This is a genomic window from Novosphingobium sp. 550D, assembly GCF_057401885.1.
This window is the reverse complement of sequence record NZ_CM171613.1, coordinates 3,053,447-3,069,539: the sequence shown is the minus strand read 5'-3', so window position 1 is coordinate 3,069,539 and position 16,093 is coordinate 3,053,447. Positions and strand designations below refer to the sequence as shown.

Genomic DNA, 16,093 nt, shown 5'->3' with positions numbered 1-16,093 from the left:
GTTCGTCTCACTCCCGTCTCGAGCACAAAGGTGGGGTCGGTCTTCCCAGTCTCCCGGCCCCACCATTCCCTTCAAACCAATAAAAAGGCCGCCTCCCATGGGGAAGCGGCCCTTTTTATTGGCGCAATGGCGTGCCTTTATGCGGCCAGACCGTGCTGCTGAAACAGCGACTGAAGCTCGCCCGCTTCATACATTTCCATCATGATGTCGCTGCCGCCCAGAAATTCGCCCTTTACGTAAAGCTGGGGGATCGTCGGCCAATCCGAATAGGCCTTGATGCCCTGACGGATTTCCATGTCCTGCAACACGTCGACGGTGTGATAGGTCACGCCCAGATGCTCAAGAATCGAGATCGCGCGGCTGGAAAAACCACACTGCGGGAAAAGGGCGGTCCCTTTCATGAACAACACGACGTCGTTCGAATTCACAATATCGGCAATGCGGGTCTGGACATCGGACATGGCTTGAAACTTTCTGCAACCAAACGGGGGATGACGCCCTTCTTGCGAAGGAAAGGCGTTTCGTCAATTGTTCAGGTGGGAACGCCGGTGGTCAGTTGCAAGGCGTGAAGTTCGCCCCCCATGCGCCCACCCAATGCGGCAAACACGGCCTTGTGCTGGGCAATGCGCGGTTTGCCGGCAAAGCTGGCCGAGGTGACATGCGCGGCGTAATGATCGCCATCGCCGGCCAGATCGGTGATTGTCACGTCGGCGTCGGGAATGGCGGCGCGAATCAGCGCTTCGATTTCAGCAGCGGGCATCGGCATCGGGGGGAAACTTCCTGTGTGATGGGCGCAGCCATGATGACTGCGCCAGAAATAGGGCCTTTAGACCTGGCCAATCATCGCGCGGCGCGCTTCGGCTTCCTTGGCCTTCAATGCGGTGCGAACTTCGGCTTCGTCGGCATCAACGCCTGCGCTGATCAAATCGCCCAGCAGCTTGCGAACGACATCCTCATCGCCCGCCTCTTCAAAATCGGCCTGCACCACCGATTTGGCATAGGCCTCGGTTTCTGCCGACGAAAGGCCCATGCGCTCTGCCGCCCATGTGCCCAGCAGGCGGTTGCGGCGGGCATGAATGCGAAATTCCAGCTCTTCGTCATGGGCAAACTTGGCTTCTTCACCCCGTTCGCGATCTTTGAAGCTGGTCATGGTGGCGTCTCCCGCTTGATTTTGAGGTTTGTGGATTTCGTGGCGTGACGTGGCACTGTTACAGTTTGCCGTTCATAACGCGACCGTGATCGCGCGCCAATCTATATGTGTCGCAGCGGCGGCGGTTCAATCCCCCGATTTGGCGCGACCACCGCTGCGACAGGCCTTTTTCAGCAGATCGGCGGCGGTGGTTCTTTGCGCTCGCTCAAATTGGAGAAAGTTTTCCGTTCAAAAGGCGGGAAAATATACCCGCCCCAGTCGCCTGCCGCTTATGCCGAAACCGTGGTGGCCAGAAACGGCAATTCCGCGGCGATTTTGGTCTCATGCTTCTTGATGGCTTCGTCGCGGGCCAGCGTCAGGCCCACTTCGTCCAATCCGCCCAGCAGGCAATGCTTGCGGAACGGGTCGATTTCAAAGGTGAAGCGGTCCTGAAACGGCGTCGTCACGGTCTGGGTTTCCAGATCGATATCGATGGGTTGATCCTGCGCCACTTCGAGCAGGCGGTCCACCGCTTCCTGCGGAAGAACCACCGTCAGAATGCCGTTCTTGAACGCATTGCCCGAAAAGATATCCGAAAAGCTGGGCGCAATGACGCAGGTGATGCCCATGTCCAGCAGCGCCCATGCGGCATGTTCACGGCTGGACCCGCAACCGAAATTGTCGCCCGCGATCAGGATCGGCGCGCCCTTGTTGCGTTCGGTGTCGAAGATATTGCCTTCTTCGGCGCGGATCGCTTCGAACGCACCCTTGCCAAGACCTTCACGCGTGATGGTCTTGAGCCAGTGGGCCGGGATTATCACGTCGGTATCGACATTCTTGGCGCCAAACGGGATCGCCGTGCCGGCCACGTGGTTGATCGGTTTCATATTGAAAACTCTTTCAGATCAGTCAGTTTCGGGCGCATCTTCGGGATGGGCGGGAGCGTCGGTCGGTTTGGCTTTGCGGCGGCTTGCAAAAATCACTGCCGCGGCCAGCGCCGCCGAACCAATGGCTGCGCCCGCAATCGTGGCAACGCCAGCCCAGGTTGAACGTTCGCCCGAAACCTTCTTTTCGCTCTCATCGCTCATCTTTGTCACCCTATCCGTTCAGGCCAAAAATTCGCGGGCATCGGTCAATTTGCCCGTCACTGCTGCGGCCGCCGCCATCGCGGGCGAAACCAGATGCGTGCGCGCACCCGGACCCTGACGGCCGACGAAATTGCGGTTCGAGGTCGATGCACAACGCTCGCCCGCCGGAACCTTGTCCGGGTTCATGGCAAGACATGCCGAACAACCCGGTTCGCGCCATTCAAGGCCCGCCTCGATAAAGATCTTGTCCAAGCCTTCGGCCTCGGCCTGTTCCTTGACCAGTCCCGAACCCGGCACGACGATGGCCCAGCGCACATTGTCGGCCTTTTTGCGGCCCTTCACAATGGCGGCGGCGGCGCGCATGTCCTCGATGCGGCTGTTGGTGCACGAACCGATGAACACGTTCTGCACTTCCACATCGGTCAGCTTCTGGCCCGGCGTCAGGCCCATATAGGCCAGCGATTTGCGCGCGGCTTCCTGCTTGGACGGATCGGCAAAGCTTTCGGGCGCGGGCACAACGCCGCCAATCGCCACAGTGTCTTCGGGGCTGGTGCCCCATGTGACGGTGGGCTGGATCTTGGTTGCGTCGATCACGACGGTCTTGTCATAGGTCGCGCCCGGATCGGTGGCCAGGCTCTTCCACCATGCCACGGCCTTGTCCCAATCGGCGCCCTTGGGCGCATAGGGACGGCCCTGCACATAGGCGAAGGTCTTTTCATCGGGCGCAATCAAACCGGCGCGCGCGCCATGTTCAATCGCCATGTTCGAAACCGTCAGGCGGCCTTCGATCGACAGGCCGCGAATGGCCGAGCCGGTATATTCGATGACATAGCCCGTGCCGCCGCTGGCGCCCAGCGTGCCGCAAATGTGCAGGACAAGATCCTTGGCAGTGACGCCCGCGCCCAATTCGCCCTCGACGCGCACTTCCATCGTCTTTGAGCGCTTCAATTGCAGGGTCTGCGTGGCCAGCACATGCTCGACTTCCGACGTGCCGATGCCAAAGGCCAGCGCGCCCAGACCACCGTGGCAGGCCGTATGCGAGTCGCCGCAAACAATCGTCGCGCCGGGCAGAGAAAAGCCCTGTTCCGGGCCGACGACATGGACGATGCCCTGTTCACGATCGGCGTCACCAATCAGACGGATGCCGAATTCGGGCGCATTCACTTCCAGCGCGGCCAATTGCTGCGCGCTCTGGGGGTCCTTGATGGCAATACGATGTCCCGCGGCATCTCGGCGCGCGGTGGTGGGCAGATTGTGATCCGGCACGGCCAACGTCAGATCCGGTCGACGCACCTTGCGCCCGGCAAGGCGCAGCGCCTCAAATGCCTGGGGACTGGTCACCTCATGCACAAGGTGCCGGTCGATCCAGATCAAGCTGGTGCCATCATCGCGGGATTCCACAGTGTGGGCATCCCAGATCTTTTCGTAGAGCGTCTTGGGTCCGGTCATAATAGATCCGAACTAGGCATGGGGGGCGGTAAAAACAAGAGGCGAATGCCCGCCACATGGACATTCGGGCCAGTGGCGTATTTCTGCATCGGGTATTATAGAAGGTCGCATGACTCCATTTGCCGCAACCGCCATCGTCATCATCAGCTTTTTCGCCATGGAAGCCATCGCGTGGAGCGCCCATAAATATATCATGCACGGCTGGGGCTGGGGTTGGCACCGCGATCATCACGAACGCCACGACCGCATGTTTGAAAAGAACGACCTCTACGCCCTGTTCGGCGCAGGCATGAGCATTTCGGCCTTTGCCATCGGCAGCCCTTTGGTCATGGGCGCGGGGGCGTGGGCGCCGGGCACGTGGATTGGCGTTGGCATTCTTTGCTATGGCATCGTTTATTCGCTGATCCATGATGGATTGGTCCATCAACGCTATTTCCACTACGTCCCGCGCGGCGGCTATGCCAAACGTCTGGTTCAGGCGCACCGGTTGCACCATGCCACCGTCGGCAAAGAGGGCGGCGTTTCCTTCGGCTTTGTCATCGCCCGCGACCCTGCCGCGCTCAAAAAGGAACTGGCCGAGCAGCGCAAGGCGGGAATCGCGGTGCTGCGTGAGGCTGAAGAGGTCTGAAACCGTATTTACGGCTCATGCCATTTGCGCTTTGGGCCGGGCTCTGCAAAAGAGGCGGTGAAAGGGAGGGACCATGGTCAAACAGCGCTTTCGCGCCACGTCCTATGACGTTGCAGAAGCAGCAGGCGTCAGCCAGTCCACCGTCTCACGCGCATTGAGCGGCGACCCGATTGTGGCCGCAGCCACGCGTGAAAGGATTGTCGAGGCGGCGCGGCGGCTCAATTATCACATCGATTCCTCGGCCTCGCGTATGCGCAGCGGGCGTTTGAACACGATTGCCGTGGTGGTGATCTGTCCCGAAGACGAGGATGTCCGGGCGTTCAACCCGTTCCATTATGCCTTGCTGGGCGGGATTTGCGCGGCGGCTTCGGCGCGGGGCATGGAAACCATCGTCTCGTTTCAGGGCGCGCCCGACCGTCTGGACGATCATTTCGAACGCAGCCGCCGCGCCATCGGCATGATCGTGTTCGGCACCAGCGAAAACCGCAAGGCATGGGACTATTTTCAGGCATCGGCCGATGATGGTTGCCACGTCGTGTGCTGGGGCGCACCTGCGCCCGCGCATGAATTGCCGTGGGTGCGCGCCGACAATCACGGCGGGGCGCGGGCGGCGGTCGAACATCTGCTCGATCATGGCTATCGCCGCATCGTCTATGTGGGCGAGGCCGATTGCCCGCAGCGCCAATTTGCCGAACGTTATGATGCCTATGCCGAAACGCTGGTGGCGGCAGGTTTGACGCCGCGCATCATGACGTTGGAGCCGGGCTTTTCGCGGCACGAACAAGGGCGGCGCGCGGCGGCGGCTTTGCTGGAGGCTGGTGAGCCCTTCGATGGGTTGTTCACCGCCTGCGATGATATTGCGCTGGGCGCGATGGCCTTGTTGGAGGAGCGGGGCCTCAGCGTGCCGGGCGATGTCGGCGTCGTCGGCTTTGACGGGGTCAAAGCGGGGCAGTTCAGCGTGCCGCCTCTGACCACGATTGAACCCGATTTCGCGGTGGCTGGGCAACAGCTCGTCGACCGCCTTCAGGCCTTGGTCGATGATAAGGAAATGGCGCAGGAACGTGTGCCGGTACGTCTGGTCGTGCGGGGCAGCGCGCTTGGCCGGGTGGCCGCTCCCGTTTGAAATCGGGCAAATAACAACAAAAAATAGGCGGGAAAGCGTGATGCCTTCCCGCCCCTTTTTATTTGCCCATGGCAGGCCGATCACATGTGGATCGGCTTGGCCTTCACAGCCATCGCGGCTTCCTTGATCGCTTCCGAATGGGTCGGGTGAGCGTGGCAGGTATAGGCGATGTCTTCGCTCTTGGCGCCAAATTCCATGGCTTGGGCTGCCTGCGCAATCATGGTGCCCGCCACGCTGGCAATGCACCATACGCCCAGAACGCGGTCGGTGTTGGCATCCGCAATGACCTTGACGAAGCCATCCGGCTCGCGGTTGGTCTTGGCGCGGCTGTTGGCCATCATGGGGAATTTGCCGACCTTGATGGGGCCGCGTTCCTTGGCGGCTTCCTCGGTCAGGCCCACGCCCGCGAATTCCGGCATCGTGTAAACCACGCCCGGGATCACGTCATGGTTCACAATGCCGGTCAGACCAGCAATGTTTTCCGCCACCGCAATGCCTTCGTCCTCAGCCTTGTGCGCCAACATCGGGCCGGGGATCACGTCGCCAACGGCCCACACGCCGTCAACGGCGGTGCGGAAATCATGGTCGGTTTCGATCTGGCCACGCGCGTTCAGCGACAGACCGATGTTTTCCAGACCCAGACCATCGACATTGGGACGGCGACCAATGGCCACCAGCACGCAATCGGCCTCGATCGTCGAGGCTTCGCCGCCCGCCGCCGGTTCGATGGTGAGGGTGGCCTTGCCGCCTTCAACGGTCGCGCCGGTGACCTTCGTCGAAAGCTTGAGCTCCATGCCCTGCTTCTTGAAGATCTTGGCCGCTTCCTTGCGCACTTCGCCGTCCATGCCGGGCAGCAGCTGGTCAAGGAATTCGACCACGGTGACCTTGGCGCCCAGACGGCGCCACACCGAGCCAAGTTCCAGACCGATCACGCCGCCGCCGATGACGACGAGGTGATTGGGAACGCGGTCCAGCGCCAGAGCGCCGGTCGAGTCCACGATGATGCCCGCGTCATTGTCCACCGGCACGGTGGGCAGCGGCGTCACCGACGAGCCGGTGGCGATCACGATATGCTTGGCCGTGACGGTTTCGCCCGCGACCTCAACCGTGTGGGCGTCCTTGAACGTGGCGTAGCCCTTCTTCCAGTCGACCTTGTTCTTCTTGAAGAGGAACTCGATGCCGCCGGTCAGTTCCTTGACCGCCGTCGACTTTTCACCCTGAAGCACGGGCAGGTCCAGCTCGACCGGGCCGGTCTTCACGCCAAACTTGGCCAGCGTGCCATGCGCGGCTTCCTCGAACAGCTCGCTGCCATGCAGCAGAGCCTTGGAGGGAATGCAGCCCACGTTGAGGCAGGTTCCGCCCAGCGTTGCGCGGCCCTCGGCGCAGGCGGTCTTCAACCCAAGCTGCGCCGCACGGATGGCGGCCACATAACCGCCGGGGCCTGCACCGATGACGAGGACGTCGTAATTGTATTCAGCCATTGTTCTGTCCCCTATCCGATCAAAGGTCGATCAGCAGACGCGTGGGATCCTCGATCGCTTCCTTGATGGTCTTCAAGGCCGTCACGGCTTCGCGACCGTCGATGATGCGGTGGTCATAGGACAGCGCGATATACATCATCGGGCGGATCACGATCTGACCATTGCGGACCACCGGGCGGTCCTCGATACGGTGCAGGCCGAGCACAGCCGACTGGGGAGGGTTGATGATCGGGGTCGACATCAGACCGCCGAACACGCCGCCATTCGAGATGGTGAACGTGCCGCCCGTCATGTCGGCCATGGTCAGCGAGCCTTCTTTGGCCTTCTTGCCATAGTCGGCAATCGCCTTTTCGATGCCGGCGAAGGACATCTTGTCGACATCGCGCACCACCGGCACGACCAGACCATTCGGGGCCGAAACGGCGACCGAAATATCGACATAGTCGTGATAGACGATCTCATCGCCCTGGATCTGGGCGTTGACGGCGGGGATGTCTTTCAGAGCCAGCACCGAAGCCTTGGCGAAGAAGGACATGAAGCCCAGCTTCACGCCATGCTTCTTTTCAAAGCTGTCCTTGAAGCGGTTGCGCGCTTCCATCACCGCCGACATGTCAACGTCGTTGAAGGTGGTGAGCAGAGCGGCATTTTCCTGCGCGCTCTTCAGACGCTTGGCGATCGTCTGGCGCAGGCGGGTCATCTTGACGCGCTCTTCGCGACGCTCGTTGGCGGGCGCAGCAACCGCGGCCGGAACCGTCGGCGCGCCGCTGGCGGCCTTCGACTGAGCCGCTGCCACCACGTCTTCCTTGGTGATGCGGCCATCCTTGCCGGTGCCCTTGATGGTGGCCGGATCGATGCCGTATTCCAGAACCGCGCGGCGCACCGCCGGGCTCAGAACCGCCGGGTCGGTCGCGTCACCAGCAACAGCCGGAGCCGCCACCGGCGCCGCCGCCACAGGGGCAGGGGCGGCAGCTGCCGGAGCCGCCGCCTTGGGAGCAGCGCCAGCCGCGCCTTCCTCGATCACGGCGATGATCGCGCTGACCGTTACCGTGTCGCCAACGGCGGCAAGCTGCTGGCTGAGCACGCCGGCTACGGGCGCGTTGACTTCGATGGCAACCTTGTCGGTTTCCAGGCTTGCAATGGGTTCGTCCAGAGCGACCGTTTCGCCCGGCTGCTTGAGCCACTGGCCGATCGTGGCCTCGCTCACCGATTCACCCAGAGTGGGGACTTTGACTTCCGTGGACATGACTTGCTTATCCTAAAGAAATTGGCAGGAGAGCGAGGGCTTAACCCTTTTGCTGACGGCGGATTTCGCTGCGGGCCGAAAGACCCAGCGCATCGGCCACCAAGGCGCCCTGTTCAAGAGTGTGACGCTTTGCGCTGCCCGTTGCGGGCGAGGCCGATGCCTGACGTCCCGCATAACGAGCGCGCGAAACCTTGGCCTTGGCGTTGGCCAGCGTTTCCTCGATCAGCGGTTCGACAAAGAACCAGGAACCATTGTTCTTGGGTTCTTCCTGACACCAGATCACTTCTTCCAGATTGGGCATCTTGGCCAGACGTGCCGCAAGCGGTTCGCCGGGGAAGGGATAGATCTGCTCGATACGGATGATCTGCGTATCCTTGATCTCGTTCTTGTCACGCGACTCGAACAGATCATAGGCCACCTTGCCCGAACACAGGATCACGCGGCGGGTATCCTTGTCGGCGGCACCGTTGATGTCCGACAGGATGCGCATGAAGTGCCCTTCGCCCACGAATTCCTCGGCCTTGGATTTGGCCATCGGGTGACGCAGCAGGCTCTTCGGGCTCATGATGATCAGCGGCTTGCGGAAGCTGCGATGCATCTGACGGCGCAGAACGTGGAAGTAATTTGCCGGGCTGGTGATGTTGCACACCTGCATGTTGTCTTCGGCGCAAAGCTGAAGATAACGTTCCAGACGGGCCGACGAGTGTTCCGGACCCTGACCTTCATAGCCATGGGGCAGAAGCATCACGAGACCATTGGCGCGCAGCCACTTCGATTCCGACGAAGCGATATACTGGTCGATCACGATCTGGGCGCCATTGGCGAAGTCGCCGAACTGGCCTTCCCACAGGACAAGCGTCTTGGGATCGGCGCTGGCATAGCCATATTCGTAACCCAGCACGCCATATTCCGAGAGCGGGCTGTCATAGACTTCAAAGAAGCCATGCGGCACCGTGGTCAGCGGAACATACTTGCTCTCATTGGTCTGATCGACCCAGACGGCGTGACGGTGGCTGAACGTGCCGCGACCGCAATCCTGACCCGACAGGCGGACCGAATAGCCTTCCGAAAGCAGCGAGCCAAAGGCCAGCGCTTCGGCGGTCGCCCAGTCAAAGCCTTCGCCCGTGCTGAACATTTCGCGCTTGGCGTCCAGAACGCGGCCCAGCGTCTTGTGGATCGTCAGATCGCCCGGAACCGTGGTCAGCGTGCGGCCAAGGCTGTCGAACAGCTTTTGTTCGATGCCGGTGGGCACGTTGCGGCGGGCGCTTTCGGGGTCCATCGGCTGGTTGAAACCGCTCCAGCGGCCGCCGAACCAGTCGGCCTGATTGGCCTTATAGGTCTTGGCGGCGTCGAAGTGTTCTTCCAGATGGGCGTTAAAGGCCGCAACCTGTTCACCAAGGAAACCGGCCGGGATCACGCCTTCGCGCTGCAGACGTTCAGCATAGAGTTCCGACACGGGCTTGTGCGCGCGGATCTTCTGATACATCAGCGGCTGGGTGAAACCGGGCTCGTCGCCTTCATTGTGACCAAAGCGGCGATAGCACCACATGTCGATCACGATGTCGCGGCCAAAGGTCTGGCGATAATCGATCGCCAGCTTGCACGCGAAGGTCACCGCTTCCGGATCATCGCCATTGACGTGCAGCACGGGGCACTGAATGCCCTTGGCAACGTCCGAGGGATACGGCGAGCCGCGCGAGAACTGCGGGCTGGTCGTAAAGCCGATCTGGTTGTTGATGATGAAGTGGATGCAGCCGCCGGTGTTGTAACCCTTCACGCCCGACAGGCCGAAGCATTCCCACACGATGCCCTGACCCGCAAACGCGGCGTCACCGTGGATCAGAACCGGCAGCACCTGCTTGTGCTTGGCGCCCGGCCCGATGTCGGTGCCGATGTCGTCGCGGATCTGCTGATAGGCGCGAACCTTGCCCAGAACGATGGGGTCCACCGTTTCAAGGTGCGAAGGGTTCGGCATCAGGCTCATGTGAACCTTGATCCCGTCGAAATCGCGGTCGGTGCTGGTGCCAAGGTGGTACTTGACGTCGCCAGAGCCGCCCACGTCTTCGGGATTGGCGGTGCCGCCCGAAAATTCGTGGAAGATCACCTTGTAAGGCTTGGCCATCACGTTGGCCAAGACGTTCAGGCGACCACGGTGGGCCATGCCATAAACGATTTCCTTCACGCCCTGCTGGCCACCATACTTGATGACGGCTTCAAGGGCAGGGATCATCGATTCGCCGCCATCAAGGCCAAAGCGCTTGGTGCCGACATACTTCTTGCCGCAGAACTTTTCCCACTGCTCGCCGCGAACCACGGCGCCCAGAATGGCCTTCTTACCCTCGGCGGAAAATTCGATGTGCTTGTCGGCGCCTTCCATGCGGTCCTGCAGGAAGCGGCGTTCTTCGACATCGGTGATGTGCATGTATTCAAGGCCAACCTTGCCGCAATAGTTTGCGCGCAGGATGGCGACAAGTTCACGCACCGTGGCCCATTGCAGACCCATGTTGCCGCCAAGGAAAACCTTGCGGTCAAGCCCGGCGCCCGTGAAGCCGTAATATTCCGGCGTCATATCGGCGGGCAGATCAGAATGGTGCAGACCAAGCGGATCGAGGTCGGCGGCCAGATGGCCACGCACGCGATAGGTGCGGATCAGCATGATCGCGCGCAGCGTATCGCTGGCGGCTTCTTCGATGGCGGCTTCGCTGACCGGCGTGCCGGCCTTTTTCGCCGCGGCCTTGATCCCTTCCCTCAGCGTAGTGGGGTCGAGCGCGCGGGTCAGCTCGTCCTCTGCTGCGCCGCCTACCTGCGGCCAGTTGCGTCGCTGCCAGCTCGGTCCGGGCTGCGGCCCGTCCTGTGCTGGGTCGGAAAGAAAATCTTGGCTTTCGCTACCCATGGCTTCACCTATTTTCGCACCAATGCGTTCAAACACCGGTGGGGGTTATTGTGGCGGCTGGTTCCGAAAGAGCCTTTGGCCCTGGGGAGGATTGGCCGGCACATTGCAGTCTTCTAATACCGGGCGTGCTTAACCCTGGATGGATGCACACGCCCGGTATTGAACTTAAATTCAGCCCTTCAGCGCTTCGGCGAGCGTTTCGCCGAGCAGGCTGGGGCTGGCCGAAACCTTGATACCGGCTTCTTCCATCGCCGCGATCTTGTCTTCGGCGCCGCCCTGGCCGCCCGAGACGATCGCACCGGCGTGGCCCATGCGGCGGCCCGGAGGAGCCGTACGACCGGCAATAAAGCCAGCCATCGGCTTCTTGCGACCGCGCTTGGCTTCGTCCTTCAGGAACTGTGCGGCTTCTTCTTCCGCGCTGCCGCCGATTTCGCCGATCATGATGATCGACTTGGTGGCTTCGTCGGCCAGGAAGAGTTCGAGTACGTCGATGAAGTTCGTGCCATTGACCGGGTCGCCGCCAATGCCGACAGCGGTCGTCTGGCCAAGGCCGATAGCGCTGGTCTGGAACACGGCTTCATAGGTCAGCGTGCCGGAACGCGAAACCACGCCGACCGAGCCTTCCTTGAAGATCGAACCGGGCATGATGCCGATCTTGCACTGGTTCGGCGTCAGAACGCCGGGGCAGTTCGGACCGATCAGGCGCGACTTCGAACCCGACAGGGCGCGCTTGACGCGGATCATGTCGGTGACGGGGATGCCTTCGGTGATCGCAACGATCAGCTCGATTTCAGCGTCGATGGCTTCGAGGATCGAGTCAGCGGCGAATGGCGGCGGAACATAGATGACCGACGCGGTCGCGCCCGAAACTTCCTTGGCTTCGGCCACGGTGTTCCAGATGGGCAGGTTGGTTTCAGCGTGGATCGTACCGCCCTTGCCGGGGGTGACGCCGCCAACCATCTGCGTGCCATAGGCCAAAGCCTGCTGCGTGTGGAAAGTGCCGGTCTTGCCGGTCATCCCTTGCGTGATGACCTTGGTATTTTTGTCAATCAGGATCGACATGGAATTCTCCGAGAAGGGGAGGAGGTCTTCTTATAATTGCGGCCCCGGCATTTTACCGGGGCCGCAGCTATTTGGATCAGGCCAGCGAGGGATCGATACCCTTACAAGCCACCAGCAGTTCCTTCACCGCTTCAACCGAAACGTTGAGGTTGGCCTGAGCTTCTTCGTCCAGTTCGATCTCGATGACCTTTTCAACGCCGCCGGCGCCGATCATGACAGGGACGCCCACATACAGGTCGTTCACGCCATATTCGCCGTTCACATAGGCGGCCGAAGGCAGGATGCGCTTCTGGTCGTTGAGGTAGGCTTCAGCCATGGCAATGGCCGAGGCGGCCGGAGCATAGAAGGCCGAACCGGTCTTGAGCAGGCCGACGATTTCGCCGCCGCCCGAACGGGTGCGGGCGACGATGGCGTCGATCTTTTCCTGCGTCGACAGGCCCATCTTGATCAGGTCGGGAAGGGGGATGCCGTTGACGGTCGAGTACTGAACCACCGGCACCATCGTGTCGCCGTGGCCGCCCAGAACGAAGGTGTTCACGTCGCGCACCGAAACGCCAAATTCCCAGGCCAGGAACGTGGTGAAACGAGCCGAGTCCAGAACGCCGGCCATGCCGACAACCTTGTTCGCGGGCAGGCCCGAGAATTCGCGCAGAGCCCAAACCATCGCGTCGAGCGGGTTGGTGATGCAGATCACGAAAGCGTCGGGGCAGTTGTTCTTGATGCCTTCGCCGACAGCCTTCATCACCTTCAGGTTGATGCCGAGCAGGTCGTCACGGCTCATGCCGGGCTTGCGCGGAACGCCCGCGGTGACGATCACCACGTCGGCGCCGGCCAGATCGGCATAATCATTCGTACCAGTGATCTTGGCGTCAAAGCCTTCGACCGGGCCGCACTGCGACAGGTCAAGAGCCTTGCCCTGAGGAACGCCCTCGACAACGTCGAACAGGACGATGTCGCCCAGTTCCTTCTGCGCTGCCAGATGAGCGAGCGTGCCGCCGATGTTGCCGGCGCCGATCAGGGCAATCTTCTTGCGAGCCATGAAGCAATCCTTCCGTACTTGCGGGGCTTCCCCTTGACCGGACATGGCCGCAGGATAGCGAGTGTTTCACCGACCATCATACGCAGTCCCGCAAGCGCGCAAGTGGCCCTAAACCGAATTGGGGGTGGCCCTATTCCTGTCTTTGCCGCATTGCAAGGTGTGAAAAGCATATAAGACGAAAGAGTTTGTGCGAGTAATTCGCAGTAGCATAAGGCCTTGCGCTAATATCCTATATGGATTTTTTTTGGCGCCTGCGGTTCCTTATTGGTGCAGCATACGAAACCAATTGCCCAATGGGCGGCGCTTAGGCGCGCTTGCGGTCGTCGTTTGAGCCGCCAAGTGAGTCGGCGGTAAGCTGTGTTTTGCCAACCCGGCGGGCTTCCTGTGCCAACAGCATGGCGGCCAGATAGTCGGGCACGGCCCGGCTGAAATACCACCCCTGGCCCAGTGTACAGCCGGTGTCGCGCACGGCCTGTACCTGTTCCAGAGTCTCCAGACCCTCGGCCACAATTTCCATGCCCAGCGTCTTGCCCATGGCCGCCACGGCGCAGATGATCGCATGGCTGGTCGTTCCCGCGCTCAGGCCTGAGATGAAGCTGCGGTCAATCTTGATCTTTTTGAAGGGGTAGCGATCAAGATAGCCGAGGGACGAATAGCCGGTCCCGAAATCATCCAGCGCAAAACGCACGCCCGCCCCGGCCAGTTCATTGATGAACGCCGAGGTATTGGGGCTGTGATCCAGCAACGTGGTTTCGGTGATTTCCAATTCCAGCCGGTGCGGCGGCAGCTTTGCCTCACGCAGCGCGTTCAGGATGCCAAGGGCAGCGCCCGGCGCGCGGATCTGGAGCGGGGAAAGGTTGACCGCCAGCGTCACATCATCGGGCCATTCGGCGGCAACCCGCGCGGCCTTGGCCGTGATCCAGTTGCCCAGCGTGATGATGGCGCCGCTTTCCTCGGCCACGGGGATGAATTCGTCGGGACGCAATTCGCCCTTTTCCGGATGGAACCAGCGGACCAGCGCTTCGAATGCACGAATGCGCCCGGTTTCCAGATCGACCAGCGGCTGAAAATGCACCGACAATTCGTCGCGTTGCAGCGCCAGACGCAACTCCGCCTCGATTTCCTTGCGGCGGATAAGGTCGCGGGTCATCGATGGGTTGAAGCTGACAATCTGTTTGCGGCCATTCAGCTTGGCGTGGTTCAGCGCAAGGTCCGCGCCCTGAAGCACGGCCTCCAGATCGGTGCCATGTTCGGGCAGGATGGCAATCCCGATGGAGCAGCCGATTTCCAGCCGGTCATCGTCAATCCGCAACGGGCGCAGGATGTCGGTCAGGATCGTGTCGGCAATCGCCTTAACATCGGTATCCTGTTCGGCCTCAAAGGCTATGATGAATTCGTCGCCGCCAAAGCGGCCGATGCCCGCGCCAACCGGCGCGCTGCGGCGTAGGCGGGCGGCCACTTCGACCAGGCAGCGGTCGCCGACCTGATGGCCCAGCGTATCGTTGATTTCCTTGAACCGGTCGAGGTCGAGCCACAGGATCGCCAGCTTATTGCCTTCAGGGATCGCGACAAGGCGTTCGACCAGATGGTGATTGAGGCCCGCGCGGTTCAACAGGCCTGTCACAATATCGGTGCGCGCCAGATGCTGCATCTTTTCGGCAAGACGCTGGCTGGTTTCGGCGCTGGCAATCGAATCGCGCAGCATGCGAAACACGTTCAGCGTGATCGACATCATCGCGGGCAAGAACAGGAGCAGGTTGAAGGCCAGCAGCAGGCTGGAGAGTTCAGCCTCCATGCCTGCAGCGATGATCATCGGCAGGATGGCCAGCGACAATTGCCCGATGGCGATAAAGGGGCGTCCGGCGTTGCGCGCGGCAATCCCCGCGCCATAACCCGTGGCGTTAGCCACCAGCAGCGTTTGCACCGGCCCCGGAACATCAGCGGTAAAGGTAAGTGCTGCGATCATTCCTGCGGCGCTGGAATAGGAAAAAGCGCCAATTTCATAAATGATTTCAAGCAGGCGCGGCTTATGCGAAAACCACTTTGGCAACAGCGTTGCGCTGGCTACGCGGGCAACCGCGATGATGGAAAGCGCCCATGCGGCAACCGTAATACTGTGGTTTTGCGCGTCATAGGCTGCCGCCGCGCTCGACAAAATGCCGCAGATCGCCCCCAACGCCAGCGATGCGGGCTGTGTGTAGAGCGTCTTGATCAGAATCGCTCTTGCCCGGTCATCAGCAGCGTTGGTTTTGAACAAAACCCGCATCATGTCGAATAAAGGACGGATCGCACAACTCCCGTTGGTTGAGGGCAGATTAGGGAGGACACGTCACGGAATGGTTAACGGCCGAATGTTTCGTGCAATTTTTGTCGCATTTATACAAAAAATTGCGCCCCAATAATGCCCTCAAGATCCGGGCCTACTCCGGCCCGGACTGCTCTACAGGTTCGACAGCGGCGCGATGCACAACGGACAACCGGCTTGCCATCTGGCGGTCCAGTTTGCGGCACACGCCCAGCCAGTGGCGATATTGTTCGCGGTTGCCGTCAAAGAAGGCGCGCAGCGCAATGTCGCGCGCGCGTTCGGCCGCGCCAAGGCCGTGGCGGGCAAAGTGTTGCAATGCGGAATTGAGCAGAACGTCGTTTTCGACCGGATTGTCATGATCATTGGCGGGAGCACGCAGACGGGGGCGGCGCAGCACGCGCGCAACCGCGCCGCATTCGCCAGTTCCTGCCGCTGCAAATCGGATCGACATGCTCAAAAATTCCTCGATTTTCTCTAATACGTTGGATCGTAATGCCACATTCGGCCTAAGCCTTCGTATGTCGCCTTGGTTATCAAATGCTTGTGATCGGTTAACCGAATTTACCCGCATCATGGATCGATGAACGTTAAAACGCCCCGACGCGCCGCTTTTGCAAGGGCGCGTCGGGGCGGGGTTTTGGCGATATCTTGTG

Annotated in this window: 15 protein-coding genes; 2 read left to right on the top strand and 13 right to left on the bottom strand. The window is 61.0% G+C overall.

The genetic code is table 11. From position 1 onward, the window contains the following. Window positions 1-137: 137 nt before the first annotated feature. From grxD to leuC, 6 genes are all read right to left on the bottom strand, one after another. Window positions 138-461 (bottom strand): Grx4 family monothiol glutaredoxin, encoded by a 324-nt coding sequence (gene grxD, locus AC2S2E_RS14550; RefSeq protein WP_476103162.1) that lies wholly within the window; start codon window positions 459-461, stop codon window positions 138-140. A 71-nt stretch (window positions 462-532) separates the two neighbouring features. Then, on the bottom strand, window positions 533-766 hold the full coding sequence (locus AC2S2E_RS14545; RefSeq protein ID WP_476103164.1) for a BolA/IbaG family iron-sulfur metabolism protein: 234 nt from the start codon (window positions 764-766) through the stop codon (window positions 533-535). Between the two features lie 60 nt (window positions 767-826). Then, window positions 827-1,150 carry a DUF1476 domain-containing protein gene (locus AC2S2E_RS14540; protein ID WP_476103167.1) on the bottom strand — a complete coding sequence of 108 codons (324 nt, stop codon included), beginning with the start codon at window positions 1,148-1,150 and terminating at the stop codon, window positions 827-829. Window positions 1,151-1,419: 269 nt separating this feature from the next. Beyond that, window positions 1,420-2,016 carry a 3-isopropylmalate dehydratase small subunit gene (gene leuD / locus AC2S2E_RS14535; protein WP_486522841.1) on the bottom strand — a complete coding sequence of 199 codons (597 nt, stop codon included), beginning with the start codon at window positions 2,014-2,016 and terminating at the stop codon, window positions 1,420-1,422. Between the two features lie 18 nt (window positions 2,017-2,034). Continuing rightward, the gene (locus AC2S2E_RS14530; RefSeq protein ID WP_476103171.1) at window positions 2,035-2,217 is read right to left on the bottom strand and encodes a hypothetical protein; all 183 of its coding nucleotides are present in this window, start codon (window positions 2,215-2,217) and stop codon (window positions 2,035-2,037) included. Between the two features lie 18 nt (window positions 2,218-2,235). Beyond that, window positions 2,236-3,666, bottom strand: a complete 1,431-nt coding sequence (gene leuC / locus AC2S2E_RS14525; protein ID WP_486522840.1) for a 3-isopropylmalate dehydratase large subunit — start codon at window positions 3,664-3,666, stop codon at window positions 2,236-2,238. A gap of 109 nt (window positions 3,667-3,775) precedes the next feature. Between leuC and AC2S2E_RS14520 the strand changes: the two genes are divergently transcribed. Both AC2S2E_RS14520 and AC2S2E_RS14515 read left to right on the top strand, forming a co-directional pair. Beyond that, window positions 3,776-4,294 (top strand): sterol desaturase family protein, encoded by a 519-nt coding sequence (locus tag AC2S2E_RS14520; RefSeq protein WP_486522839.1) that lies wholly within the window; start codon window positions 3,776-3,778, stop codon window positions 4,292-4,294. A gap of 73 nt (window positions 4,295-4,367) precedes the next feature. Beyond that, window positions 4,368-5,417, top strand: a complete 1,050-nt coding sequence (locus AC2S2E_RS14515) for a LacI family DNA-binding transcriptional regulator (protein WP_486522838.1) — start codon at window positions 4,368-4,370, stop codon at window positions 5,415-5,417. Between the two features lie 80 nt (window positions 5,418-5,497). On the opposite strand, the gene lpdA is transcribed toward AC2S2E_RS14515, so the two are convergent. The 7 genes from lpdA to AC2S2E_RS14480 all read right to left on the bottom strand — a co-directional run bounded on the left by lpdA (window position 5,498) and on the right by AC2S2E_RS14480 (window position 15,891). Continuing rightward, window positions 5,498-6,898: a dihydrolipoyl dehydrogenase gene (gene lpdA, locus AC2S2E_RS14510; protein WP_486522837.1), complete on the bottom strand. Its 1,401-nt coding sequence runs from the start codon at window positions 6,896-6,898 to the stop codon at window positions 5,498-5,500. Window positions 6,899-6,917: 19 nt separating this feature from the next. Continuing rightward, window positions 6,918-8,141: a 2-oxoglutarate dehydrogenase complex dihydrolipoyllysine-residue succinyltransferase gene (odhB, locus tag AC2S2E_RS14505; protein WP_486522836.1), complete on the bottom strand. Its 1,224-nt coding sequence runs from the start codon at window positions 8,139-8,141 to the stop codon at window positions 6,918-6,920. A 40-nt stretch (window positions 8,142-8,181) separates the two neighbouring features. Beyond that, on the bottom strand, window positions 8,182-11,034 hold the full coding sequence (locus tag AC2S2E_RS14500) for a 2-oxoglutarate dehydrogenase E1 component (RefSeq protein WP_476103185.1): 2,853 nt from the start codon (window positions 11,032-11,034) through the stop codon (window positions 8,182-8,184). Between the two features lie 171 nt (window positions 11,035-11,205). Continuing rightward, on the bottom strand, window positions 11,206-12,096 hold the full coding sequence (sucD, locus tag AC2S2E_RS14495) for a succinate--CoA ligase subunit alpha (protein WP_476103188.1): 891 nt from the start codon (window positions 12,094-12,096) through the stop codon (window positions 11,206-11,208). 76 nt (window positions 12,097-12,172) lie between these two features. Then, window positions 12,173-13,135: a malate dehydrogenase gene (gene mdh, locus AC2S2E_RS14490; protein WP_486522835.1), complete on the bottom strand. Its 963-nt coding sequence runs from the start codon at window positions 13,133-13,135 to the stop codon at window positions 12,173-12,175. 304 nt (window positions 13,136-13,439) lie between these two features. Beyond that, window positions 13,440-15,404, bottom strand: a complete 1,965-nt coding sequence (locus AC2S2E_RS14485) for a putative bifunctional diguanylate cyclase/phosphodiesterase (RefSeq protein WP_486522834.1) — start codon at window positions 15,402-15,404, stop codon at window positions 13,440-13,442. 151 nt (window positions 15,405-15,555) lie between these two features. Then, window positions 15,556-15,891 (bottom strand): hypothetical protein, encoded by a 336-nt coding sequence (locus AC2S2E_RS14480; RefSeq protein ID WP_476103195.1) that lies wholly within the window; start codon window positions 15,889-15,891, stop codon window positions 15,556-15,558. Window positions 15,892-16,093: the final 202 nt, after the last annotated feature.